The organism is Paraburkholderia sp. RL18-101-BIB-B (genome assembly GCF_046026985.1).
In the GTDB taxonomy this organism is placed as follows: domain Bacteria; phylum Pseudomonadota; class Gammaproteobacteria; order Burkholderiales; family Burkholderiaceae; genus Paraburkholderia.
This window is the reverse complement of sequence record NZ_JARESV010000002.1, coordinates 497,198-521,080: the sequence shown is the minus strand read 5'-3', so window position 1 is coordinate 521,080 and position 23,883 is coordinate 497,198. Positions and strand designations below refer to the sequence as shown.

The following is a 23,883-nucleotide window of genomic DNA, read 5'->3' as shown; positions in this document are numbered from 1 at the left end:
ATAGCCCTTCGTGCGGCGAGGCGCAGGCGACGCCTATTCGCTCGCCAGCCGGCGCAGGCCGACCTCGCGCCAGCGCGTTTCGAGCAGCATGACCACGATGGAAGCGAGCACCATCGTCGCTGCAATGCCGACGAACGCAAGCACGAACGTGCCGGTCGTATCCTTGACCCACCCGATAAAATACGGCAGCAAAAATCCTGACGATACGCCGATACTCGTGATCAGCGCGATGCCGGCCGCCGCAGCCCGATCCGTGAGTATGCGGCTGGGCAACTGCCAAAAAGTCGTGATGCTGCAAAAGCAGGCCGACGCGCCAATCGAAAGCGCAACGATCGACTGGTAGGGAGACTTCAGCAGTAGCGCCACCGAAAGCGCGGCTGCGCATACCAGCAGCGGGCCGGCCACATGCCAGGCCCCGACATTGTGGCGGCTCACCAGACGGCCCCAGATCAGCATCGCGATGACAGCGACGCCGAATGGAATCGCCGTGATCAGCCCGACGTCCGTGAGGCTGTACTTCACCCCGAATGTGCTTTCAAACGTCTTGATGACTTGCGGCAGGAAATAGAGCAAGCCGATGATGCCCGCGTTGGTGCCGAAATAGACGATGCCGAGGGCCCAGACTTTCGGATTTCGAAGCGCTCGCGAGACGTCGGACGACGACGTGGCGGTTGCTGCCTGAGCCCGTTCGGCAGCCAGCGCGGCGGCGATTTCGCCCTTTTCAGCGGCGGAAAGCCACTGCGAGCGGGAAGGGTCGTCCGTCAGCCAGAAATAGGCGACCACGCCGAGAATGATCGCGGGCAATCCCTCCAGCAGAATCATCGCGCGCCAGCCGGTCACGCCGAACACGGTCGCGTGTGCCATCAGCCACGTGGACACGGGTGCGCCGAGCACACCGGTCAGCGGGATAGCGGTGACGAACAGCGACATCATCCAGACGCGATTGCGCGCGGGCATCCACAGCGTAAGGTAGTACACCATGCCCGGAAACAGACCCGCCTCGAATGCGCCAAGAAAGAAGCGGGCGATGTAGAGCCAGCGGGAGTCGGGGACGAAGCTCGTCAGCGAGGAGAGCAGACCCCAGCTCAGCAGGATGCGCGTCATCCACAGCCGGGCGCCAAACCGATGCATGCACAGGTTGCTCGGTACTTCGAAGAGAATATAGCCAAGGAAAAACAGGCTTGCCGCGAAACCGTATTGCGCCGCTGTCATATGCAGTTCGGCGTTCATGGTCAGCGCTGCATAGCCGATGTTTGCGCGGTCAAGCTGGTTCGCAATGTACATCAGGATCATCAGCGGCGCGAGCCGCCAGGCGATCCGTTTCATCAACCGATCGGAAATCGCGGGTTTGAGCGCCTCAAGGTCCATGGTTTTCCCCAGATCTACGCGTTGCGGGTTGCTCTCAAGGGAGATTAAGCGCCGTGACCGGTGGGAGGACAATGCACGAAAAATATTGACTTTGTGAGCAAACGTCACAGGATGGAACTGGCGCCTTTTTGCAATCGCGTTTCCGGCCGATCCCGAAAGATCGGCGCCATGGCTGAAATCGCTGCCGTTGTGATGTGCCGCTCCGGCGGATTGGCCGCCGCGGTCGAGCGCTTATTCGAATCGATAAAGCGTGCGCGCCGAGCTCGTCAAAATAGACTCGCGCTGCGCCGCGTCCGGAACCCACAGATCGAGCGCACGACGGGTCGCGGTGTAATCGACGAGTTGCTGATGCTGCGTATGCGGCCAGTCGCTGCCCCACACCAGTCGCGCGGGTGTGTAAGCGTCGAGAAGCTGGCTCGCGAGAGCGGTGCCCAATGCTGTGCCGTTGTCGTTCACCGCGCTCCGGTAAGCCGCCGACAGCTTCACCCAGACGCGTCCGGTAGCGGCAAGCGACAGCAGATACGTGAAGCCTGGATCGTCGGCAGCAGTGCGCGGATCGGGCCGGCCGAAGTGATCCACGACCACCGTGCAGCCCTGCTCGAGCAGCGGCCCGACAACGGCATGCAAATCCACGGCTTGACGGTGAACCTCGACATGCCAGCCGAGTGCGTTGACACGCGCGAACAGCCGCCGCCAGTCGGGTGTGGTCAGTTGAGGAAGCTTCAGGCCGACGAGGTTCAACCGGATACCCACTACGCCTGTGGTATCGAGCAGCGCGAGCTCGTGATCGGTGACTGCGCAATCCACGACCGCCACCCCACGAAAACGCCGCGGATAGCGCTTTGCCACATCGAGGAAAAAGGAATTGTCGGTGCCGAGAAAACTGGGTTGTACGAGCACGGCGTGCGAGACGCCGTTTAACAGCAAGTGACCGGCGTAGGCGTCCACCGTTGCGTCGTAATCCGGCGCATGGCGACGCTGCCGCGCAAGCGGCAAGCCGCGTACGAACACGTGGGCATGCGCGTCGATTGCGACGATTCGCTGATCCTTGGTGTGATACCACTGGTCCGCCACCGCAGTGTCTTGCGTCTGCATCGTTTGAATCTGTTCGTCGATCATGTGTTTCCCCGTTATGCGCGGCTCGCGGCGTTGGCCGTTACCGTCGCGATCCGGCGGTTCTTCGTTTCCGGCAGCATGAGCGCGGCCACGACCACGAGTCCGTAGGCAATGCCGGCATCGATGCCGAGCGCCGAGCCGAGCGGCATCGAGTTGCCCATGTGTCCGACGAGCACCGGAAAACCCGCCGAGACGATCCGTCCGAAGTTGTAGCAAAAGCCCACGCCGGTACCGCGAATGCCTTGCGGATAGAGTTCGTTGAACAGTGCGCCGAGCGTGGCGGGGATGCCGGCTGCAAAGAGGCCCAGCGGAAAGCTGAGGAACAGCATGGCGGTGTCGCCCATCGGCAGGAAGACGTAGAGATTGACCGTCGCGATGCAGCACACGGCGAACAGAATCACGTTGAGCCGGCGGCCGATGCGGTCCTGCAGCCACGCGCTCACGAAGCAGCCGCAGATGAACGCCGTAATGATGACGGCAAGATACCCACCGGTGCCGAGCACTGACAGATGCCGCTCGGTCTTGAGATAAGTCGGCAGCCATGTCGTGATCGCGTGATAGCCGCCGTGCGCCCCGACACCGATCAGCGCGCCCACGATCGTCGTGCGAATCACCGACCGGTCGAAGATATTCCGTGCGGCGGGGAGCGCCTGCCTCGGCGACGCGACCGGCGCGGCGGCGCGTGGCGGTTCGACCACGTTGCGGCGCAGATAAAGCACGAGGCCGGCCGGAATCACGCCGATGCCGAACAGCAACCGCCACGCCCAATCCGGCGGCACGAACGAGAAAACCAGCGTGTACAGAAGCACTGCGCCCGCCCAGCCAAAACCCCACGCGCTTTGCACGATGCCCATCGCCTTGCCGCGATGCTCCGCGCGCATGGTCTCGCTCAACAGCACGGCGCCAGCGGTCCATTCGCCGCCAAAGCCCACGCCTTGCAAAGCCTTGAGAACAAGCAACTGTTCGAAGTTCTGCGCGAAGGCGCTGAGAAAGGTGAAGAGCGAGAACCAGATCACGGTGATCTGCAACGCGCGCACGCGGCCGTACCGGTCCGACAGCATGCCCGCAAGCAGTCCGCCCAACGCGCCGGCGACTAACGTTGCGCCGCCGATCAAGCCCGCCTGGCCTTTGCCGATGCCCCAGGTTACTAGCAAGGTCGGGATCACGAGGCTGAACAGCTGCGTGTCCACGCCGTCGAGCGCCCATCCGGCAAAGCAGCTCCACAGCGTGCGTTTTTCGAGCGTCGATATTTCGCGGTACCAGTTCATCTTTGTCTCCTGTCGACCCGAGTTGGCGCTTTGGCGCCTGACTCTGGTCCCATCCAAGGCTGTCGATATTTTCGTGACGACGGTCTGCTTGCTCATCGCACGTGGAGGCATTCTAGTGAGCGGGTGGATAAAGATATATGATGCAAATGATCATTTTTCATATCGTTCTAATATGGACATGCGCAACCTGAAGTACTTCCTCTGCGTCGCCGATGCAGGCAGCGTCACGCGCGCCGCTGAACGGCTGAACATCGCGCAACCCGCGCTGAGTCAGGCGCTCACTCGCATGGAGAAGGACCTGGGCGTCAAGCTGTTCAACCGGACGCGGCGTGGTGCGGACCTTACCGCCGCCGGGCTGGCGATCGTCGAGGACGTGCGGATGAGCGTCGCGAGAATCGACGCCGCCTCACACCGCGCTCGCGAAATCGGCGCGCAACGGGCAGGGCGTCTGACGGTGGGCTTCGCGTCGGCGGCGCTGTTCGAGGTGCTGCCGCGCGCTATTGCGGCGTTGCGCGCATCGGTGCCGGATGTCGAGTTGGTGCTGCGCGAGATGAGCAACGCGGAGCAGGCAAGCGCGCTCGAGAAAGGGGAAATCGATATCGGCTTGCTGCATACGCCGGTGGCGGTCGCGGGCAAGATGCGGGAGAAGCTAATCGCGCGGGAGCAATTGGTCGCGGTGTTGCCGGCGACGTTTCCGTTGCAGGCCGGCGCGACTGTGTCGTTACGCGAGCTCGCGCAGCACGGGCTCGTATGGTTCCCGCAGGGCCAGTTACCCAACATTCGCGCGGGCATCCTGAGCGCGTTCCGGCAGGCGGATTGCGAGGTGGAGATCGTGCAGGACGCGAACCGGTCGCTGACCGTGCTCGCGTGCGTCGCCGCGGGGTGCGGTGTGTCGCTGCTGCCGCGTTCGGTGCGGGCGCTGCAATTTAGCGGAGTAAGGCTGTGCGAGATCGTCGACGGCGCCGCGCTGCCGCGTTTCGAACTCAGCGCGATCTGGCCGGCACGGGCAAGGCAGACGCTTGCAGACCGTTTCGCTGAATTGATTGAGCCTTACCCTGCAAGCTCACTGGCGTAGACGGAAAGCCAATGGGTTCATGCGGTGGCACTGCGACTGAAAGTCTTTGGCAGGCGAACGGTTTCAGAAGTGCGTGCATTGGCATGCGGCTGTGCCGTTGCTGAGAGTGGGTTCTTTTAGCGATTGGCCGATTCGGCGAGCAACATGCCGTCGACCTCAATTAGGGGCGCCGCGCCGAGCGGATGTAGCGCCTTCACACGACGATCGATTCGACCGCTGGCCGGGCACAATGCGACCAGACACGGCTGGTCGACTCGTATGCGGTGGTATTTTAGGCGCTGATATTGATAACCGAGCCGACCGCTGTCGTACCGGAACCGGTAGTGGCTCGCGCTGACGATGGCGACCGATCCGCCAATGCGCTTACTGCGCCATGCGCGTGAAGGTGATGGACGCTTTTGCCTAGACTGCTCGGTGACGTTGCCGCCTTCAGATGTGCTGCAAAACTCGGCTGGCTCGATTCACTCGTGGAGCTTTGGCCTGTCAGCTTCGACAGCCCGGAACCGATGGCGCTGCTCACGCCGCTGAGTACTGTGGCTGCTACACCGATTGGTATCATATCGACATCCTTCAGAATGGGGCAACCGAAATGCCCGCGCTTTCGAACTATACCGAGTTTCCCCACGTCACGGGCATGTCGGCCTCCATATGTTATCGAAATAACGGCTATGGCTGACGCTGGAGGCATCCGGCGATCGGACTTGACGGCTCTTCGGGTGGCCTGAGGGAACGCAATCACCTGTTGCAGAGTGACCCGCGTCAGGCGGTTCGATGCACAGCTTGGAAAGGTGCTTGAAAAATCGTCGACCGCGAGTCGCCTATCGTCAACTCGTAAGTTTCACGCGGTGTATGCAGATTGCATCGAGCAGCACCGGGCCACATCCGGCCGTATGGACGATCAGGTTACGGGTGCCTTGCAATTTTTCGACCTTCTCGATGGCCTTCAACGCTAGAGTTTGGCGTCAAGCGGGCGGCGCCTGCTGGCACTCCGCCTGGAACCAACTGTCGACCCGGCGCTGTGCCGCCTGTAGATCCTCCGGGTAGTACGGGTCGAACCACCTGGATGGATCGTAGCCAGCTTTCCTTAGAGCCGCCAGTTCGCTGCGGTTTCGCTCCGGAGTTAAAGGGGCGTTGTTCTTGAGCGCGGCCAGGTCGCTGCATTGCGATGTGCTCAAGTGCGCCGCGCTTTGCGGGCTGCCGCCCGCCGCGCAGCCGGCGAGCGATAAAACCAACACGCAAAGCATCGGCCACTTGTTCGATGGGTTCTCCATATCGCGTCTCCTTCCATTCAATCGACACTGTACAACGGCGACCCGAATGACGGCATGAGCCGGTTAGTCCGGACGCTCACTTCACGAGGAAGCGCTCGTTCGCTGCCTGTCGTCGATGGAGTCGCGGCGATAAACGCAAGGGCTGAATACCGGCTCCGGACAAGACGGCGGCCGCCCAATCGCGGTGTAGTATTCGACCATGTACGCGTGCTTACCCGGCCTCGACGGCGTGTAGATTCGACGCATCCATGGCGTTGACGGCAGTCCGGTCAAACGGCCTGGAAACCGCGCCAACGAAACGCATGGTGGCGTCGGCTGTGGCAACGGCATTGTTGGGAATACATCATGTCAACCGAGTGGAAACGCCGCGCCAGGCTCTTTATTCAGCGTTTCTGGCAGCCGACCAGCGCGTGCATGACTTGCATGCCGGGAAGTTGGGGCAATGTCATGAGCCTTGCCCACTGGACGATTGCATTCCATACCGGTCTGCTTACCGGACTCCTGGCCGTACTTTTGACCTTCACACCTGTGGAGAAACTCTACGCGCATCGATACGGCAATGCGCTTGTCGTCGGCGTCCTGACGACGGTAGGCGACGCCTATTCGCACGCGAGTCACTACCGCATCCCGTATCTCGAGCACATCGTGACGGGTGCTATTTCAGGCCTCCTGGCGCTGATTGCGTCATATCTCTTCGAAAACCGCGCGCGTCGCCTTCGGGCGGCATGGGCTCGAGTTTTCGGCTAGCCTCCGGCTGGTAGACCTACCTCGGTTAACCGGTGCAAAACGGACGGTAACAAGCAGGTTGGGCCGGCATTGCCGCCGGCCCGAGACATATTTTCAGGCCGCCGCCGGGCCCGTTCGCGGTTCCGCGAACGGGCCGAGACAGAGATCCTTCATCAACTGGGTGCCTCGCGTGGCGTCGGCTGGCCGCTGGGCGCTGGCGAAAATATTCGTCGGATAGTTGCTGGGTTGGACGAGAACCACGTCGATGCCAAACTTCGACAACTCATAGCGGTAGCTGTCGGTTAATGCTTCGATTGCGAATTTCGACGCGCCATATACACCGAAAAACGGGAAGGTCACCCGGCCGAGGATCGATCCGATATTGACGACCAGGCCGTCACCCTGTGCCCTGAAAGCCGGCAAGACTGCCCGCAGGGTCCGTTGGATGCCGAATACGTTGACGTCGAAGAGCGAGCGTAGCGCGAGAGAAGACAGCTTCGCTTCTGTCGATCAACGTGGTGGCCAAATAACCGATGGTTAGCCCATTTCGACCTTTCGCTAAATGGACTTAGGAACTGAAGTCGAAAGCGAATCTGCATGTCCGACGCGGGTAAGGTGGAACGTGCGGCGCAATTCGAAGCCAAGCCGCTCGTACAACCCAATCGCGGAAATGTTGTCACTGAACACATGGAGAAACGGCGTTTCCCCGCGTTGCTCGATTTCTTTACGCAGGATATTTACGAGCCGGCCAGCAAGGCCTTTTCCCCGATAGTCTTCATCGACGCAAACGGCGCTGATCTCGACGTATCCGTCGACGCACATCCGTTCGCCAGCCATCGCAATTAGACGCCCCCGCTCGCGAATCCCAATGTAGTTGCCCATCTCGCGAGTTCGCTTGCCGAAGGGGCCGGGCTTGGTCTTCTGGACCAGGTCGAGCATGTCGTTCGCATCCGCGTCACCCATCCGGCTTACCGCGCGGTCGTCCGTGCCGCTTGCTTCGCGGTGCCGGGCGATCATTTGATGGATCTCTCCCACGCGCGTCATTTGAAGCCCGTCGATTGGACCGATCGGTTCATCGGATTGCAGGACAGCTACCTGCTCGTGAGGCAACAGAAGCTGAAGGAGCGCCTGGTATGCCGCAGGGGTTTCGAATGCCAAGGCAGCGAAGGGCGCCACATCGGGGTGGTATCGACGGGCAAGCGTGTCTCCGTATCCAAGGTGCGCCTGCTTCGTTGCGAGGGCCGTCCAGATCGGACGGTCGAGGTCAGCTTGTATCGAACCACTCATATCTTCTCCTTTTGCAAGCGCAGCTATGTGCCAGCGGATTGCTTGAATGTTCAACCGGCGCAAGCGCATTACCGCGGCCGCATTGCTGTGCAGTCTAGACGTCCGATCCGAGCGGGGCTATAGTCGCAAATGACATTAATAGAGTTATTTGCGACATGAGACTCGTCATCTTCGCGCTTGACGGCCTATTCGACACCGGGCTCACGGTACTGCTGGATACTTTCGCGACGGCCAACGAACTGGCCGCCGCCCAGGGGTTCGCCGCACCGCCCTTCGATGTGAGGCTCGTTGGCGTACGCAGACGCATTCGTACCGCGCATGGATTGTCGACTCCAGTCGAACCGGCAAGCAACGTTCCCCGCCCGGATTGGGTGGTGGTGCCTGCGCCGAATGTCAGGCAACCGGAGCGCCTGATCGAGGCGCTGGGGCGTCCCGACGTGCGCGAGGCGATGGCGTATCTTCGTAACTGGCATGCTGACGGCGTCGGCATCGCGGCCGCCTGCATCGGTACTTTCCTGCTGGCCGAAGCCGGGCTTCTGCATAATCGCGAAGCGACGACCACATGGTCGCTGGCGCCTTTCTTCCGCCAACGCTATCCGGCCGTCAATCTGGATGATTCACGCATGGTCGTCGCGTCGGATCGCGTGGTGACGGCGGGTTCCGCGATGGGCCATCTCGACCTTGCGCTATGGTTGTTGCGTCAGGCAAGTCCCGAACTCGCGACGCTCGTTGCCCGCTTCATGCTCATTGACAAGCGTTCATCCCAGGCCGAATACATCATTCCCGATCACCTCGCCCACGCCGACCCATTGGTCGCGCGATTCGAGCGATGGGCTCGCGACAATCTTTCCTCGGGGTTTTCGCTTCAGGCGGCAGCGGCTGCATTGTCCGTCGGACCCCGCACGTTGCAACGCCGCACCGAGGCAGTGCTGGGTAAGTCGCCACTGGCGTTCTTCCAGGACCTGCGAATCGAGCGGGCGCAAAACCTCGTTTCGATTGGCTACGACCTCGAGAAAATTGCGAGCGAGGTTGGCTACGCCGACTCGGCGACATTGCGGACTTTGCTGCGTCGTAGGCTCGGCCGTGGGGTACGCGAGCTTCGCGCCGAAATGCGTTAGCGTCCCGAGCGGATCACAGCGGACATATGTCGACCAGCCGCGAGCGGTGCAAGCGGGTCGACCTGAGGCGGCCGTCATCCGTCAGAGTGCGACCGCTCTGCTGGACCTTCCTATGTGCAACCCGGCACGCCAATAGTCATCATGTACCCGAGCCTTCGCTATCGCCCGCTGGGTGGCTCTTCACATGATCGATGAAGGCGCGCAGTTTCGGCATGATCTGCCGGCGGCTTGGATAGTAGAGAAACACGCCGGGTATCATCGGCGCGAACGGTTCCAGCACGTGCACCAGTTTCCCCGTTCTCAACCCTTCAGCCGCCATCGGCTCAGGGAGTTGCGCAAGGCCTACCCCTTCGACTGCCGCGCCGAGCAAGGTGGGAAAATCGTGGGCGATGAGCGGGCCGGATACGGCGATCTCGATCGGCTGGCCGTTGCCGTTGAAAGACCATAGCGCGAGCGCGCCGCTGGATCGCCGCCATCGCAAACATGCGTGTTGACGCAGATCGTCCGTGTGCATGGGCCGGCGGCGCGCCGCAAAGTAGGCAGGGCTGCCGACGACGATGAGGCGTAACGGTGGCGTCAACGGTACCGCGATCATGTCGGCGTCGACGAACTGACCCAGCCGGATACCGGCGTCAAATCCTTCCGCCGCAAGATCGACCAGCTCCTTGCTTGCGGCGATCTCCACTTCGACCTCGGGATAAGCGTGGCAGAAGGAGGCAATCAGCGGTTCCAGCAGGATTGGCACCACCGCGCGCGGCACGGAAAGGCGTAACAACCCGGCGGGCCGCTCGCCAAGTCCGCGCGCAACTTCACTAGCGGCGACAAGCGCCTCGAAGGCGGGCTGTGCGTGCGAAAGAAATCGTTCGCCCGCTTCGGTCAGGCCGACGCTACGCGTGGTGCGTATGAAGAGGGCGGCGCCAATGCGTGCTTCAAGTACACGCACAGTCTGGCTGACGGCCGACGGCGTCACTCCGAGTTCAGCGGCCGCCCGGCGAAAACTGCGATGCTGGGCAACGCTCAGAAACACCTCCACGCCATCGAGCGCGCCTTGTCTGACTGTGAAGTTCTGCTTCATAGCCCGTCAACATTGTGAGGAATAGTTGCTCGCGAGAGGCCATGGTACACCTACGCCTGCAGATGAGGACTCGGGCCGGTGTCGGCTCGCGAGCCCTGAACAATCCGCTGAGATCGTGGAGGAACCTTGCAATGACTGATGCACTTGATGGCGTACGAGATCACTATTACGCGACCGGCCTGACCGACCGGTTGAAGATCGCGCTCGCAGTTTTTGGGCCGGAGGATCAGCAACTCACGCCGCAGCAACTAGGCGCCCTTGACCAGTTTCACACCCGTGGGCTTGCGGCCACCGCCGAACTTGCCAAACTCGCCGGGATCACCGCCGACATGGCGGTGCTGGACGTCGGTTCCGGCGTTGGCGGGCCGGCTCGTTTTCTGGCTGCAACCTATGGCTGCCGGGTGACGGGTATCGACCTGAGCGAACCGTTCGTGGATGCCGCACGCTATCTCACCCGACGCACAGGGCAGAGCGAACAGGTGTCGTTCCATGCCGCCAGCGCGCTGGACCTTCCCTTGGACGGCAGCCGCTTCGACGCCGTATTGCTGCAGCACGTCGCGATGAACATTGCCGAACGCGCACGGCTTTATCGGGAGATCCGACGCGTGCTGAAGCCATCCGGCCGGTTCGCGACGTTCGATGTCGTCGCAAACGGCAGCGAACCGTACTACCCGGTTCCCTGGGCGCGCACGTCGACAACAAGCTTTCTCCTGACTGCCGATGCAACGCGCGAGGCGATTGAACAGGCAGGCTTCCGCACGCTGGCATCGCAAAACGACACCGACGCCGCAAAGGCCTGGTTCACCCAACTGCGTGCGTCAGGACCACCGCCCTCGCCAAATCTCGGCGTGGTGATGGGGCCGGACTTCGCGCAGCTTTCCACCAACCTGGCGCGAAATCTCCTGGAAGGCCGACTCGGCATTCTCACCGCGGTGTTCGAGGCTGCATTGACCACGACCCGAATCAACCTGGAGAACCACTGATGACCGCCGCCTCTATTCCCGCCGGCATCGTCCTGCCGCGTCCCGCCTGGCGCAGCCTGCTTTGGCTGGTTCCGTTGACCGTGCTGTGGATTGCGTTGATCTACTGGAAGCCGATTATCCCAACCAGCGGCGTTGCGATCACCGCTCATCAGTTGATGGTCCATGGGCTTATTGCAGTCGGTTTGTGGCTCGGGCTCGAAAACGCGGAACTGACGCCGCGCCAACGCCGCACGACCTGGCTGGCGGTCATGATTCCAGACACGCTGTGGTTCGCTGTTGTCTGGAGCGCGGCGATCAATGGCGTCTTTCGCACGAGCGCCTCGGCGTTGCCGTTGTTGCCGTTGGCGATCTTCCTGCCCGTTATGCTCGGCGCGCCGCTGCTGCTGTTGTCGAGGCGGGTCGGGCAGGTGCTCGATGGAATGCCGGCGACCTGGCTTGTCGCTCTTCAGCTTTATCGGGTATTTGGCGGTTGGGCTCTCGCCGCCTGGCTGCATGGGGCGCTGCCAGGCGTGTTCGCGTTGCCGGCGGGCGTCGGCGATGTCTTGACCGGCCTGTTCGCCGTGCCGGCGGCAATCGCCGTGGCGAGCGGCACAGCTCAAGGGCGGAAGGCGGCGATCGGCTGGAACATCTTCGGCCTCGCCGATTTCGCCGTCGCGATTACCTTGGGGATGATCACTTCGCCTGGGCCCTTCCAGTTGCTCGTTCCGAGCGTGACGAGCATCGGCGCCGGCACTTATCCGGATGTGCTGACCCCTGCTTTCGTGGTCCCAGTTTCGATCCTGCTGCACGCGCTGTCGCTGCGGCAGTTGGTCCGACGACGCGCCGGCTGAGCTCCCGCCTGTCAGGTCGATAGATGCGGCAACTTGCCGGGCTCTCTAGATGTTGTGCGAGCCCGGTCCTGCTGTAGCAATGGGCATCCGTTCGTCCGTACGGTCAAACACCTTTTCCGGCTCGTCCGCCTCTTCCGGAGTCTCTTTATCCAGGACCCGGCGCATTCTGGGTTCGTCCAGTTCATGGGTCCACTTGGCGACCACCAACGTAGCCACAGCATTGCCGATGAAATTCGTCAACGCGCGCGCTTCGGACATGAAGCGGTCGATGCCGAGGATCAGCGCAAGGCCTGCAACGGGTACATGTCCGACCGCGGACAGCGTTGCCGCCAGCACGATGAACCCGCTGCCCGTAACGCCCGCAGCGCCTTTGGAGGTCAGCAGCAAGACGGCCAGCAAAGTGATCTGATGCGTGAGGTCAAGCGGCGTATTCGTCGCCTGGGCGATGAAGACGGCAGCCAGGGTGAGGTAGATCGACGTGCCATCGAGATTGAAAGAGTACCCGGTTGGAATGACTAGTCCGACCACGGACTTCTTCGCGCCGAGATTCTCCAGCTTCACCATGACACGAGGCAACGCTGCTTCCGACGAGGAGGTTCCAAGAACGATAAACAGTTCTTCCTTGAGGTATTTGATCAACTTCCACACGCTGAAGCCATGGAACCGGGCAATCAGTCCTAGCACGACGAAGATGAAGAACAGGCAGGTCGCATAGAACGTGAGCATCAGCATTCCAAGCGAGACCATGCTGCCGATGCCGTATTTGCCGATGGTAAAGGCCATCGCGCCAAAGGCGCCGATCGGCGCCGCTTTCATGATGAAGCCGACGATGCGGAAGAACACATGGGAGATCTTCTCGACGAAGTCGAATATCAATGTGCCTCTACCGCCGAACGAGTGCAACGCGAAGCCGAACATGAGCGCGAACAACAGAACCTGAAGTATCTCGCCCTTGGCGAACGCGTCGACCACGGTCGAGGGGATGATGTTCATCAGGAAGTCGGTCGTGCTCTCCATCTTCCGCCCGCTGGTGATCGTAGCCACGGCCTTCGCGTCCAGCGTCTTCGGGTCCACGTTCATGCCGGCGCCGGGCTGTACCAGGTTGACGATCACCAATCCGACCACCAGCGCGAGAGCGCTGACGATCTCGAAGTAGAGCAACGCCAATCCCCCGGTCTTGCCCACCTTCTTCATGTCTTCCATGCCGGCGATGCCGACGACCACCGTGCAGAAGATGATGGGGGCGATGATCATCTTGATCAGTTTGATGAAGGCGTCGCCGAGCGGCTTCATCGCCTCGCCAGTGTGCGGGGCGAAAATTCCCAACACAACGCCGGCGATGATCGCGACGATTACCTGAAAATAAAGTGATCGGTAAAGCGGTTTGTGCGAAGCCATTTGAGCTCCAAAACAATCACTTCAGTCGTCAATCAGAGCATTGTTTGATACGCCAGCGTGACCCGTATGACGGCGGGGAAGTATCCCGGCGCCGAACTGTGCGGCGCGTCGTGACACCTGTGCATCCTGCGCAGATCGCGGGAACGGCTGGCTTATCCGGCAACCTGCGAATAACACTTACCAAAGTATTACAAAGCCTATGCTTCGCATCCGTCCGCGGCAACCGGGCAAACCCGAGCGTGCAGCGCAGCAAACCGTTTTGTGATCGAACGCTGTAACTGCGCCGGGGTTGATACGGGGCGAGGTTGCGAACCTCTGATTCGCGTTTCAGCGCGCCATCGGAACGGGCCGGGGGTGAATGGCCGTGTCCGGCGTTCGTAGTGGGCCCGCAAGCGGTCGTTAGCGGCGGAGCGCGCTCGCAGCCGTCAGCGCTTGTCGGCGGGATCGCGTTTGAAGCCGGACAGCATCGCGCCGATCAGATTGTCACGTGTCCAGATGCTCATGACGACGGCCGCGAAGATATGGACGCACACGCAGACTTGCAGTGCGATTGACAAATACGTGTGAAGCTCATGCGGCCAGTCGTCACCCCAGAAGGCGTCGAGGCGCATCAGCCAGCCGCTTGCCGCCAGTGCGAGAATCAGCAGCCAGAGTGCGATCGCCATCAGGCCGCCGAGCGGATTGTGCGACAGATGACGCAGTGGCTTGCCGGCGCCCAGCGAGCGCACGTAGTCTTTCACATGCGCCGGCGTCGGCCACCAGGCGGAGAATCGCGCGTACGGCGTGCCGATAAACCCCCACACGATGCGCCACGTAACGAGACCCGCAGCGATATATCCCAGTACCCGATGTGTCTGATCAGTCGGCCCGAACAGATTCCACACGACGATGCCCGCAACGGTCCAATGCGTGAATCGCACGCCCATGTCCCAGGTTTTGACGGGCATCGCGCGCGCCAGAGCTTAGTCGATCTCGGACTTCACGACGGCAAGCGTCTTGGTGTCGTAGTAGATCTCGACCTTTTTGCCCTCTTTGTTGTGGCCGTAGATTTCGTAGCAGTTGCCGTCGACCTTGAACTTCTTGATCTTATAGCCCTCTGCTTCGAGTTGAGCGCGCGCATCCGATTCCTTCATCCACTCGCTCTTCGGATGGGCCGGGCAATCGGCTTTAGCGAACGCCGTGCCGGAAACACCCAATGCGACACATAACGCCAGGAACTTAAGCATCCATCACCTCATCTGCTGATTTGTCGAGCGCTCACTTTACGTCCAGCCAGATTGGATCGCAAGCTTATTGTAGGCTTCGAATGGGAGCTAACTAGCGTGGATCAAGGAAGCGCGGGGGTAGCGAGAAACACAAGTAACGGCTGCTGCTCACGCCCAATAGACTATGTCTAGCTCACCAACCAACAGGAGGATTGACTATGAAACTGACCGACTTCGATACGCTGACTTTCGACTGCTATGGCACGCTGATCGACTGGGAAACGGGCATCTTCGAAGGCTTGCGTCCTCTGCTCGAGCGCGTGAGTCCGCCGCTGACGCGGGATCAGGTTCTCGAAGCGCACGCGCGTCACGAGTCGTCGCAGCAGGCCTACACGCCCGCCAAGCGTTACCAGGAACTGCTTCCTATCGTGTACAAGCGACTGGCCGAAGAATGGCAGGTGCCTTTCACGCACGAGGAGTGCGTCGCCTACGGCAAGTCCATACGTAACTGGCCGGCATTCGAGGACTCGGCGGCTGCGCTGCAGTACCTGAAGAAGTACTACAAGCTGGTGATCCTGTCGAACATCGACAATGAGAGCTTCACGCACAGCAATGTGAAGCTTCAGGTCGAATTCGACGCGATCATCACCGCGGAGGACGTCGGCTCCTATAAGCCGTCCCCGCGTAACTTCGAGTACATGCTGGACAAGCTGAGCGCCCGCGGTATCGGGAAGGAGACGATTCTCCATACCGCGGAAAGTCTGTTTCACGACCACAAGCCCGCGAACGCGTTCGGGCTGGCATCGTGCTGGATCTATCGCCGCCATTCGCAGACCGGTTTCGGCGCGACGATGAACCCGGGCGAACAACCTGCCGTGAACTTCCGCTTCAACAGCATGGCAGACCTCGTGAAGGCTCACCAGGAAGCGCTGCTGCAGAAGTAAGCGGCCTCCGTCATGCACCGGCGTTCATGTCGGTTTGATACGCCGCGCCGGTGGCGGCGATCTTCATTGCTCGCGATTTCACACTCGAAGAGATTCAGGGCGCCGCTTCGACGTTCGAGTTGGCGTGGCGCGTTTTACGCAGCGAGCGATGCTCAGATATCCTCTATGAGTTGGCAATCTCTCCGATTATCCACTCGCGAAAAGCAGCCACCAAGGGTCCATAGTCTCCATCGGGCAAGACCAGATGATAGGCATAGTCCTCGGGCCAATCAAAATCCCAAACCTTGACTATCCTGTTGTCGCCGAGGGCCGGCGCTGCCATCGCCGCGGGGACGAGACCAGCCCCTTGTCCAGCAACAATCGCGGTTAGCATCATGCCGCAGTCATCGAACGCCGTTCCGCTTGGCAGGCTCATACCTTGCACGGATTGCGACTGAAACCAGAGATGCCAGTTCATTCGCTCGACCTCATGTAGGAGCGGCCAGCGCGTCAGATCCGAAGCCGTTTCGGGCATTCCGAACTGCGCGATCAAGGTCGGACTGGCGACCGGAATGAGATCCACCGCGCACAGCCGCTCGCGGTAGAACTTCCCGTGCTGCGCGGTGCCATGACGGATCGCTACGTCCATCACGTCGTGGGCAAAGTCGACGGGTTCCTTGCCGGTCATGACCCGAAGGTCGATGTTGCGATGTTTGTCGTGAAAGCTTTGGAGACGAGGAATCAGCCAGTAGGAGGCGAACGACGGCGTCACGCTGACTGTGAGCGTCCCCGTTTCCGCAATTTTGGCGATACGGCGAGTTGCATCGCCAATCTGTTTGAACGCGTTTCGAATTGCCGGTAGATAGTCGACGCCCGCTTGGGTCAAACGAATACCCCGGTTGGCACGGACGAACAGCGCGACTCCAAGATAGCTCTCGAGGCCCTTCACCAGTTGGCTGACCGCTGCGGGAGTCACACACAGTTCGTCGGCTGCCAGCTTGAGTGACAGATTACGCGCTGCTGCTTCAAACGCGCGAAGCCCATTCAATGGCGGTAGCCGCTTTTCCATAGATAAGAATTTCTAATCATTAACCTTCAGAAATGGTAACGCGTGACGGTTTCTGCCGCGAGTACAATTTCACCACGAAATCGGGAAAATTTCTGCTTCAAACGCATGGTGAGACGTAGGCGCTATTACGCCGGCGTTGGATCAGATTTTCTAATGAAAAAGAGAAGTTTGCCGAAACCACTTGCGGAGCGGGTCATCGGCGCAAATGAGGGTGCCCATGATCGGGTGTGGACGTCGCAAACCCAGGCGGCTTAACTGAAGAGGTAGGCGCAGCGTTTAGTGCCGGAGGATGAAATTTTCATGTCGTTGCGAGTGATACAAAGTCCCATATCGGGGAGTGCTCAGATAGATGGTAAGAAGATCATCGTGCTCGGCTCCAACAACTACCGGGGTTTGGCAAACCACCCCGTTGTGCTGGCCGCGTTTCATGAGGGCTTGCGGCAATATGGCGCCGGCACCGGGATGAACCCGCCGCTTGCAACCACGAACGCGCATCGGCGACTCGAAGAGGCTTTGGCCGAATTTCATCAGGCCGAGGCGGCGATGGTCTTCAATTCCTGTACAGCAGCGAATCTCGCTCTACTCGACACCGTTACAACCGCGGGTGATCTGATTTTCAGTGATGAGTTGAACCACGCGAGCATCATCGACGGGTGTCGATTAAGTCGGGCGCGAGTCGTGAGAGTGAAACACCGTAGCGTGGCGAGTTTTTCGCAGGCATTGGAACAATCGTCTTCAGGTGAGCCGCAGCAACGCAAACTCTTTATTACCGATGGTGTTTTTAGCATGGAGGGATACACCGCGCCGCTACCTGAGTTTCTTGAAGCGACGACCCGTTCCAACATTATGTTCGCCCTCGATGAGAGTCACGCGGCGGGAGTGGTGGGCAACACGGGCCGAGGCAGTGCCGAACTCCATGACTGCATGGTCAAAATTGACTATGTCACAGGGACGCTCTCGAAGGCGTTTGGCGCCGTCGGGGGAGGCTATATCTGCGCGAGCAATGAGCGCATCGCGGAACTCAAAGGGAAAGCGCGCTTGGCGCTTTTCAGCAGTTCGATAAGTCCGGCAGCGGCAGAAGCGGCGGCGGCCGCCGTTTCGCTGGCACGCTCGGATCTGGAGTCGCTGGAACGTATGCGCTACGTTGCCGAGAAATTTCGCAGCGGCGTAGCGCAACTCGGATTCAAGACGGTGAACAGCGAAAGCCCGATCACTCCGGTGCTGATCGGAGACGCCGAAATGACACAGGTGTTCTCGCAGTTGCTTGAGCAAGGGGGCGTCTACGTTCCGGCTTTGGCGTTTCCGGTCGTGCCCGAGGGTACTGCTCGCCTGCGCGCGCAGACTTCCGCGGCACACACGGACGACGATATTGACTTTGCGCTGAGCGTTTTCGAGCGCGTCGGCCGCGATCTGCGCCTCATCTAGCCGTAGAGGAATTCGATGCCCATTCAGACCATATCTTTATACAAAGGTCGTACTCCAGCGGAAAAGCGGCTTATTGCCGACTGTATTCAGGACGCGCTTTCTTTCGCTGGTTATCCCAGCAATGATCGCTTTCAGAAAATCCACGAGTACGAAGACGACGACTTCATTGTTGATCCCGTTTTCCCGAACTTCTCCGCGACACCCCGGACTCGCGACTTCGTGCTGGTTCAAATCTGGATTAGCACGGGTCGTCCTGACTCGATGAAGCACGACATGATCGAACAAATTCAGCACAACCTCGGCACTCGCGTTGGCTTGAACGCGGCCGACGTCATGGTCGTTCTCCAGGAAACGGCACGGGAGAATTCATCGCTGTATCGAGGAGTACCGCCGGAACTGTTGCCGCGTATTGTGCCGAGGGCCGGTAACGCACAGTAGTGGACTGTGTGCTGCGTCGAGTTGATCGACGACATCAATACGGCGCTAGAAGGCGCGGAGCGCGCGCTGTAAGCGGCGAAACGCGCCGGCAGGAACCGCGTCGTCTCGCGTCGGCAGCGGATGATTGAGTTTCACGAAGCGTAGCCAGGCGCGCGTGCGCCTCTAGCGCCGCCGCTCGCCGCGATTTCAGCGCGACAGCAGCGACACCGTCGCGATGCCGAGAATGGTCATTAGAAGCGAGGCGGCCACGTGAATCACGATCTCGCCCGCCGCCCAGCCGAGCCGGCCGTCCTGCAGGCGCTGCACCACTTCCGCTGAAAAAGTCGAGAAAGTCGACAGTCCACCCATCAGGCCGGTGATGACGAAGAGCCGCCATTCGGGCGCGATCTGCGGCGCCCGCGCGAAACCGGCGACCGCGACACCGATGACGTAGCCGGCAATGACGTTGGCGGCGAATGTGCCGAGCGGCAAGCCGCTGAAGATGCCGTTCAGGCGGATGCCCAGAAACCAGCGGAACAACGAACCGAGCGCGCCGCCGATGCCGACAGCGAGAATGGACCAATACATGGAGGAGGCCTGGCAAAACCGGCGTGTCGACAAACCGGACAGAGCGAGGAGCGCGATGCCGCCTCCGCGTTCATCCGGACGAAGCAGGCATCATCAGCCACGAGGGCGGTTAAAGGAGAATGCCATCTCCAGCGCAGAAGTCTAACATTGGCAGTGCATGTGGGGACAGGTCGGCGCGGTCGCGGACGGGGCGCTGGCAGGTGCTGACCGAAGCGATGCCACAAGTTCCGCGCTGGCGAGATTCACGGGGCGGATCTCGCGCGTCACCAGCGCTCCCCGCCGAACCTCACTCCGACGTCGCCGAAATCTTGTGAATCGACAGATCGGCGCCGTTGTACTCGTCTTCCTGATCGAGCCTCAGCCCGACCGTCAGCCGGATCGCGCCGTACACGAGCGTGCCGCCGAGCGTCGCCACGACGATTCCGCCCAGCGTGCCCACCAGTTGCGCGCCGAACGAAACGCCGCCCAAGCCGCCGAGCGCGCGCAGGCCGAAGATGCCTGCCGCGATACCACCCCACGCGCCGCATAAACCGTGCAGCGGCCATACGCCCAGTACGTCGTCGATGCGCCAGCGGTTCTGCACGCAGGTGAACATATGAACGAACAGCACCCCGGCGATGCCGCCCGTCAGCAGCGCGCCGAGCGGATGCATCACGTCGGAGCCGGCGCAAACCGCCACCAGTCCGGCAAGCGGCCCGTTGTACGTAAAGCCGGGGTCATTGCGGCCCGCGAGCCACGCGGTCAGCGTGCCGCCGACCATCGCCATCAGCGAATTGACGGCGACGAGGCCGCTGATCTTGTCGATGGTCTGCGCGCTCATCACGTTAAAGCCGAACCAGCCGACCGCCAGCACCCAGGCGCCCAGCGCGAGGAACGGAATATTCGACGGCGGATGCGCGGCAATGCCGCCGTCGCGGTGATAACGGCCATGGCGCGCGCCCAGCAGCAGCACGGCCGGCAACGCGACCCAACCGCCGAACGCATGCACGACGACCGAGCCGGCAAAGTCGTGGAAGGGCACGCCGAACACGTGGGCGAGCCGGTCCTGGATGCCGAAGCGGTCGTTCCACGCGATCCCTTCGAAGAACGGATAGATGAAGCCGACCAGCACGAACGTCGCGAAGAGTTGCGGGTTGAACTTCGAACGCTCGGCGATACCGCCGGACACGATCGCCGGAATCGCGGCAGCGAACGTCAGCAGGAAGAAGAATCGCACCAGCGCGTACCCGTTGTGAGCTGCCAGCGACTCGGCGCTGCCGAAGAACTGCACGCCGTACGCAATCGTGTAGCCGATAAAGAAATACGCGATCGTCGAGACTGAGAAGTCCACCAGAATCTTGACCAGCGCATTGACCTGATTCTTTTTGCGTACCGTGCCGAGTTCGAGAAACGCGAACCCTGCATGCATGGCCAGCACCATCGCGGCGCCGAGCAGAAGGAAGAGGGTATCGGTGCCGGTTTTCAGACTTTCCATCGATGTGTCCTGCTTGTGCCAAAAAAGCGGGCAGTGAATGCAAGAAGTGGGCCAAACTTGTGCCGAAACGCGTCTATACGGTGCAAGCCGGCACCGGGATGGAATTTGGCGTGTATTTTGAGCAACGAGCCCTTAACCCGTCTGCACCTGAAACCGCACGAGAACGCACAAATAATGTGCATGAATTTTTCGTCGCGAACTGCGCGACCCAAAGCGGGGCGAATTATTCGATTTGATTTACGTTTAATTCAAAAGCCTGACGTTTTGCGTGCGCCCGTTGTGCACGTTGGCGGCGCATGCCTGGCCGATGGCGTGCCCTCTTTGTTTTCCTGCACAATCGCCGACATAATGTCCCGTCCCCGCGCATGATCTGCCGGGCCACCGACCTCCAATGCGCACGCATGAGACTGACCACTAAAGGGCTGTTGCTGATCGCGATTCCGGCCCTCTTCGAGTTGGCGCTATTGTCCGGACTGGTCAAGGCGCAAGCAGATGCGACACAGGCGGAGCGCTGGGCTATCCACAGCGAAGAGGTGCTGCGCCAGACCACCGCGATCCTCGACCCGGTGCTGGGCGAGTCGGTGGCGCTGCGCGGCGCGGTGCTCGCTAACGACGCCCGTTTCTCCACGCCGGTGACCGTTTGGATGGACGTCGACCGGCGCATCGATCAACTGGCCGAACTGGTCGCCGACAATCCGGCCCAAGTCGAACGCGTGGTTCAGGTGCGCCAGGCGGTGCAGGCTTACCGGCAATGGTCGGATCGAATTCAGGACATGCTGCATTCGGGCCGGCGGCGCGACGTGCTCGCGCGCTTCCGCGACCTCGCGCCGTCCGACGTGCTCGACCGGTTTCGTCAGCAACTCGCGGCGTTCCAGGCGGAGGAGCGGCGTCTCGACACACTGCGTTCGAATGCCGCCGACGCCGCCCGCGAACGGCAGCAGACCCTGGTGGTCGCGGCCGTGTTCGGCTCCCTGCTGTTCGTGGCGCTGGCGGTCTGGTTGTTCACGCGCGGCGTGCGCGGGCGGCTCGCGGTCCTCGCCGACAACGCCGGGCGCCTCGCGGGCAATGAGCCGCTGGCGCCGATCGGCCCCGGACGCGACGAAATCGCGCGCCTCGATCTGACCTTGCACGAGACCAGCCGGCGCTTGCTCGAAGCCGAGCGCATCCAGGCGCGCTTCCGGGCCGACCTTGCGCGCCGTACCGGCGAACTGGCGCGGATCAACGAGACCTTGCGTCAGCAGACCCAGGAAAACGAAATGTTCATTTACAGCGTGTCGCACGATCTGCGTGCGCCGCTGGTGAACCTGCAAGGCTTCTCGAAGGAACTGATTCGCTCGTGCGACGAACTGCGCGCCGCGGTGCGCGAGTCGTCGCTTGCGGCCGAGACGCGGCAGCGCATCGAACGGGTGGTCGACGAGGACATCGGCGAAGCGCTGCACTATCTGCAGACGGCGGTGCTGCGCGCTTCGCACATCATCGACGCGCTGTTGCGCCTGTCGCGCGTGGGCCGCGTGGAATATCGGCAGCAGAAGGTCGAGGTGCGCGATATCGTGCCGCGCGTAGTCGATGCGATGCAAGGCTCGATCCGCGCGCGCCGTGCTCATGTCAGCGTGGATGAATTGCCCGCGGTGTGGGGCGACCCCACCGCGCTGGAACAGGTGTTCGCGAACCTGATCGGCAACGCGGTGAATTATCTGGACCCGTCGCGGGAAGGCAGGATCGAGATCGGTACGACGCCGGCGCCGCCGGGCGTGCACTCGCTGCGGATTTTCTACGTGAGGGACAACGGCCTGGGTATTCCGGCGGTCGCTTTGCCGCGGCTATTCAACGCATTCCAGCGCTTGCACGGCAATGTGGCGGCGGGCGAGGGCATCGGCCTCGCGCTCGTGCGCCGCGTAGTGGAGCGGCATGGCGGACGTGTGTGGGCGGAGTCGAGAGAAGGCGTGGGCACGACGTTCTACCTGTCGCTGCCTGAAGCCGAAGCGCGGATCGCGCAACAGGCTGTCGGCACGCAAGCGCCACTGGAGGTGGCGAGTGTTCAAGCCATTCGCGATGCCCGCCCGGGGCTGGAAGATCGCGATCGAAAGAGTGGCAGCGGCAGCGCAGCGCATGCCGCGGATGCCCAGCCCGGCATCACTGCGCCGTAGCCGTTACGCGGTAAAGAGACGGCGTGGTTTGAGCATTCTGCTGCCGCGAATCGACCAGTAGCAGCCGCAGGCTATCAGGATCGCGACGCCCGTCAGGGCTTCCAGCGGCGCCGGGCGCAGACCGAGCAGGCCGTCCAGCGCAAAGAGGCCGCGCGCGGCGATCAGCAGCGCGGCCCATACCGAACACGCGGCTTGTGCCAGCATGCGCGTGCCTGCCAGACGACGCGCGCGGTTTTCGCGCGACCAGTTGGCCGGCGTACGTCTGCAGAAAAAGGCAATTGCCATCAACACGACGGCGAGAATGACGATCCAGTCGGTCAGTTGCATTGAAAAACTCTCCCAAGTCAGCCGGCGACTATAGGAAAGCCTTCCGCTACGTACTATCGGACTAGTCTCAAATAAGGGGAGCGTTGGCGAGCGCGACGGCGCGCGCCGATGGATCAGCCAGACGGATCAGAGTTCGATGCGCGTGCCGAGCAGAACGAGGAATTGGCGCAGCCACTCGGGATGCGCGGGCCACGCCGGCGCGGTGACGAAATTGGCGTCGGTGATCGCGGCGTCGACGGGAATGTCGGCGTATTCACCGCCTGCCAGCTTCACTTCGGGCGCGCAGGCCGGGTAGGCGGAAATGCGCTTGCCGCGGATCACGTCGGCGGCGGCCAGCAGTTGCGCGGCGTGACAGATAGCCGCGATCGGCTTGCCCGCTTCGGCGAATTGCCGCACGAGCTCGATTACCTTGTGATTGAGCCGCAGATACTCCGGGGCGCGACCGCCGGCGATCGCGAGCGCGTCGTATTGGCGCGGGTCGGCGTCGTCGAAGGTGGCGTTGAGCGTGAATTGATGACCGGGCTTTTCAGTGTAGGTCTGATCGCCTTCGAAATCGTGAATCGCGGTCTTGATCCGGTCGCCGGCCTTCTTGTTCGGACAGACCGCGTCGACCACGTGGCCGACTGCCTGCAGCGCCTGAAACGGCACCATCGTTTCGTAATCCTCGGCGAAGTCGCCGGTCAGAAACAGAATCTTCTTTGCCGCCATCGTATGCCTCCAATTGATCAACGGAACACAGCGAATGCTCTTTGACGCTCACGTCATTGACGTTCATAAGCTCAGGCAGTCTACT

Annotated in this window: 24 protein-coding genes and 1 riboswitch; of the genes, 9 read left to right on the top strand and 15 right to left on the bottom strand. The window is 61.4% G+C overall.

Annotation, left to right across the window (positions count from 1 at the left end; translation table 11 throughout):
* Positions 1-33: 33 nt before the first annotated feature.
* The 3 genes from P0D73_RS05355 to P0D73_RS05345 form a co-directional block, all read right to left on the bottom strand.
* The gene (locus P0D73_RS05355) at positions 34-1,368 is read right to left on the bottom strand and encodes an MFS transporter (protein WP_408430169.1); all 1,335 of its coding nucleotides are present in this window, start codon (positions 1,366-1,368) and stop codon (positions 34-36) included.
* A gap of 231 nt (positions 1,369-1,599) precedes the next feature.
* A complete protein-coding gene (locus tag P0D73_RS05350) occupies positions 1,600-2,487 on the bottom strand; it encodes an amidohydrolase family protein (protein ID WP_408430166.1) in 888 nt (295 codons plus the stop codon).
* 11 nt (positions 2,488-2,498) lie between these two features.
* Entirely contained in the window at positions 2,499-3,752 is a 1,254-nt protein-coding gene (locus tag P0D73_RS05345) for an MFS transporter (RefSeq protein WP_132374991.1), read from the bottom strand.
* 172 nt (positions 3,753-3,924) lie between these two features.
* On the opposite strand from P0D73_RS05345, the gene P0D73_RS05340 reads away from it, so the two are divergent.
* Positions 3,925-4,827: a LysR family transcriptional regulator gene (locus tag P0D73_RS05340; protein WP_132374990.1), complete on the top strand. Its 903-nt coding sequence runs from the start codon at positions 3,925-3,927 to the stop codon at positions 4,825-4,827.
* 962 nt (positions 4,828-5,789) lie between these two features.
* Here the strand turns inward: P0D73_RS05340 and P0D73_RS05335 are convergent.
* Positions 5,790-6,098, bottom strand: a complete 309-nt coding sequence (locus P0D73_RS05335) for a DUF4148 domain-containing protein (protein WP_408179236.1) — start codon at positions 6,096-6,098, stop codon at positions 5,790-5,792.
* Positions 6,099-6,443: 345 nt separating this feature from the next.
* Here P0D73_RS05335 and P0D73_RS05330 point away from each other — a divergent pair, with 345 nt between their 5' ends.
* Complete coding sequence (locus tag P0D73_RS05330) at positions 6,444-6,845, top strand: hypothetical protein (RefSeq protein WP_408430163.1); 402 nt, start codon at positions 6,444-6,446, stop codon at positions 6,843-6,845.
* 93 nt (positions 6,846-6,938) lie between these two features.
* Here the strand turns inward: P0D73_RS05330 and P0D73_RS05325 are convergent, their stop codons facing one another.
* Both P0D73_RS05325 and P0D73_RS05320 read right to left on the bottom strand, forming a co-directional pair.
* Positions 6,939-7,319, bottom strand: coding sequence for an SDR family NAD(P)-dependent oxidoreductase (locus tag P0D73_RS05325; protein WP_408430265.1), 381 nt, complete (start codon positions 7,317-7,319; stop codon positions 6,939-6,941).
* A 63-nt stretch (positions 7,320-7,382) separates the two neighbouring features.
* Positions 7,383-8,111 carry a GNAT family N-acetyltransferase gene (locus P0D73_RS05320; RefSeq protein ID WP_408430160.1) on the bottom strand — a complete coding sequence of 243 codons (729 nt, stop codon included), beginning with the start codon at positions 8,109-8,111 and terminating at the stop codon, positions 7,383-7,385.
* 155 nt (positions 8,112-8,266) lie between these two features.
* Between P0D73_RS05320 and P0D73_RS05315 the strand changes: the two genes are divergently transcribed.
* A complete protein-coding gene (locus P0D73_RS05315; protein ID WP_408179233.1) occupies positions 8,267-9,229 on the top strand; it encodes a GlxA family transcriptional regulator in 963 nt (320 codons plus the stop codon).
* 139 nt (positions 9,230-9,368) lie between these two features.
* Here P0D73_RS05315 and P0D73_RS05310 read toward each other — a convergent pair whose 3' ends face one another.
* A complete protein-coding gene (locus tag P0D73_RS05310) occupies positions 9,369-10,304 on the bottom strand; it encodes a LysR family transcriptional regulator (protein ID WP_408179232.1) in 936 nt (311 codons plus the stop codon).
* Positions 10,305-10,435: 131 nt separating this feature from the next.
* Here P0D73_RS05310 and P0D73_RS05305 point away from each other — a divergent pair, with 131 nt between their 5' ends.
* Together P0D73_RS05305 and P0D73_RS05300 are read left to right on the top strand one after the other, a co-directional pair.
* Complete coding sequence (locus P0D73_RS05305; RefSeq protein WP_408179231.1) at positions 10,436-11,287, top strand: SAM-dependent methyltransferase; 852 nt, start codon at positions 10,436-10,438, stop codon at positions 11,285-11,287.
* Positions 11,287-12,117: a DUF8737 domain-containing protein gene (locus tag P0D73_RS05300; protein ID WP_408179230.1), complete on the top strand. Its 831-nt coding sequence runs from the start codon at positions 11,287-11,289 to the stop codon at positions 12,115-12,117. Before P0D73_RS05305 ends, P0D73_RS05300 begins: the two co-directional genes overlap by 1 nt.
* A gap of 45 nt (positions 12,118-12,162) precedes the next feature.
* On the opposite strand, the gene P0D73_RS05295 is transcribed toward P0D73_RS05300, so the two are convergent.
* From P0D73_RS05295 to P0D73_RS05285, 3 genes are all read right to left on the bottom strand, one after another.
* Positions 12,163-13,515: a dicarboxylate/amino acid:cation symporter gene (locus tag P0D73_RS05295; protein WP_132374982.1), complete on the bottom strand. Its 1,353-nt coding sequence runs from the start codon at positions 13,513-13,515 to the stop codon at positions 12,163-12,165.
* A 425-nt stretch (positions 13,516-13,940) separates the two neighbouring features.
* Positions 13,941-14,462: a cytochrome b/b6 domain-containing protein gene (locus P0D73_RS05290; protein WP_408179229.1), complete on the bottom strand. Its 522-nt coding sequence runs from the start codon at positions 14,460-14,462 to the stop codon at positions 13,941-13,943.
* Positions 14,463-14,477: 15 nt separating this feature from the next.
* Positions 14,478-14,741, bottom strand: coding sequence for a PepSY domain-containing protein (locus P0D73_RS05285; protein ID WP_132374980.1), 264 nt, complete (start codon positions 14,739-14,741; stop codon positions 14,478-14,480).
* Between the two features lie 197 nt (positions 14,742-14,938).
* On the opposite strand from P0D73_RS05285, the gene P0D73_RS05280 reads away from it, so the two are divergent.
* Positions 14,939-15,664 carry a haloacid dehalogenase type II gene (locus P0D73_RS05280; RefSeq protein WP_408280405.1) on the top strand — a complete coding sequence of 242 codons (726 nt, stop codon included), beginning with the start codon at positions 14,939-14,941 and terminating at the stop codon, positions 15,662-15,664.
* A gap of 163 nt (positions 15,665-15,827) precedes the next feature.
* Here P0D73_RS05280 and gcvA read toward each other — a convergent pair whose 3' ends face one another.
* Positions 15,828-16,712: a transcriptional regulator GcvA gene (gene gcvA, locus P0D73_RS05275; protein WP_408430156.1), complete on the bottom strand. Its 885-nt coding sequence runs from the start codon at positions 16,710-16,712 to the stop codon at positions 15,828-15,830.
* 300 nt (positions 16,713-17,012) lie between these two features.
* On the opposite strand from gcvA, the gene P0D73_RS05270 reads away from it, so the two are divergent.
* Both P0D73_RS05270 and P0D73_RS05265 read left to right on the top strand, forming a co-directional pair.
* Positions 17,013-18,137, top strand: a complete 1,125-nt coding sequence (locus P0D73_RS05270) for an aminotransferase class I/II-fold pyridoxal phosphate-dependent enzyme (protein ID WP_408430153.1) — start codon at positions 17,013-17,015, stop codon at positions 18,135-18,137.
* A 15-nt stretch (positions 18,138-18,152) separates the two neighbouring features.
* Entirely contained in the window at positions 18,153-18,575 is a 423-nt protein-coding gene (locus P0D73_RS05265; protein ID WP_132374976.1) for a tautomerase family protein, read from the top strand.
* A gap of 186 nt (positions 18,576-18,761) precedes the next feature.
* Here P0D73_RS05265 and crcB read toward each other — a convergent pair whose 3' ends face one another.
* Both crcB and P0D73_RS05255 read right to left on the bottom strand, forming a co-directional pair.
* Entirely contained in the window at positions 18,762-19,142 is a 381-nt protein-coding gene (crcB, locus tag P0D73_RS05260) for a fluoride efflux transporter CrcB (RefSeq protein WP_132374975.1), read from the bottom strand.
* Positions 19,143-19,219: 77 nt separating this feature from the next.
* A riboswitch (Fluoride riboswitch) is annotated at positions 19,220-19,281 on the bottom strand.
* Between the two features lie 147 nt (positions 19,282-19,428).
* Positions 19,429-20,616: an ammonium transporter gene (locus tag P0D73_RS05255; protein ID WP_408430150.1), complete on the bottom strand. Its 1,188-nt coding sequence runs from the start codon at positions 20,614-20,616 to the stop codon at positions 19,429-19,431.
* Positions 20,617-21,017: 401 nt separating this feature from the next.
* Here P0D73_RS05255 and P0D73_RS05250 point away from each other — a divergent pair, with 401 nt between their 5' ends.
* Entirely contained in the window at positions 21,018-22,763 is a 1,746-nt protein-coding gene (locus P0D73_RS05250) for a sensor histidine kinase (RefSeq protein WP_408179222.1), read from the top strand.
* 3 nt (positions 22,764-22,766) lie between these two features.
* Here P0D73_RS05250 and P0D73_RS05245 read toward each other — a convergent pair whose 3' ends face one another.
* On the bottom strand, positions 22,767-23,090 hold the full coding sequence (locus P0D73_RS05245; protein WP_408430147.1) for a hypothetical protein: 324 nt from the start codon (positions 23,088-23,090) through the stop codon (positions 22,767-22,769).
* A gap of 126 nt (positions 23,091-23,216) precedes the next feature.
* Positions 23,217-23,798 (bottom strand): DJ-1/PfpI family protein, encoded by a 582-nt coding sequence (locus P0D73_RS05240; protein ID WP_132374971.1) that lies wholly within the window; start codon positions 23,796-23,798, stop codon positions 23,217-23,219.
* Between the last annotated feature and the right edge of the window lie 85 nt (positions 23,799-23,883).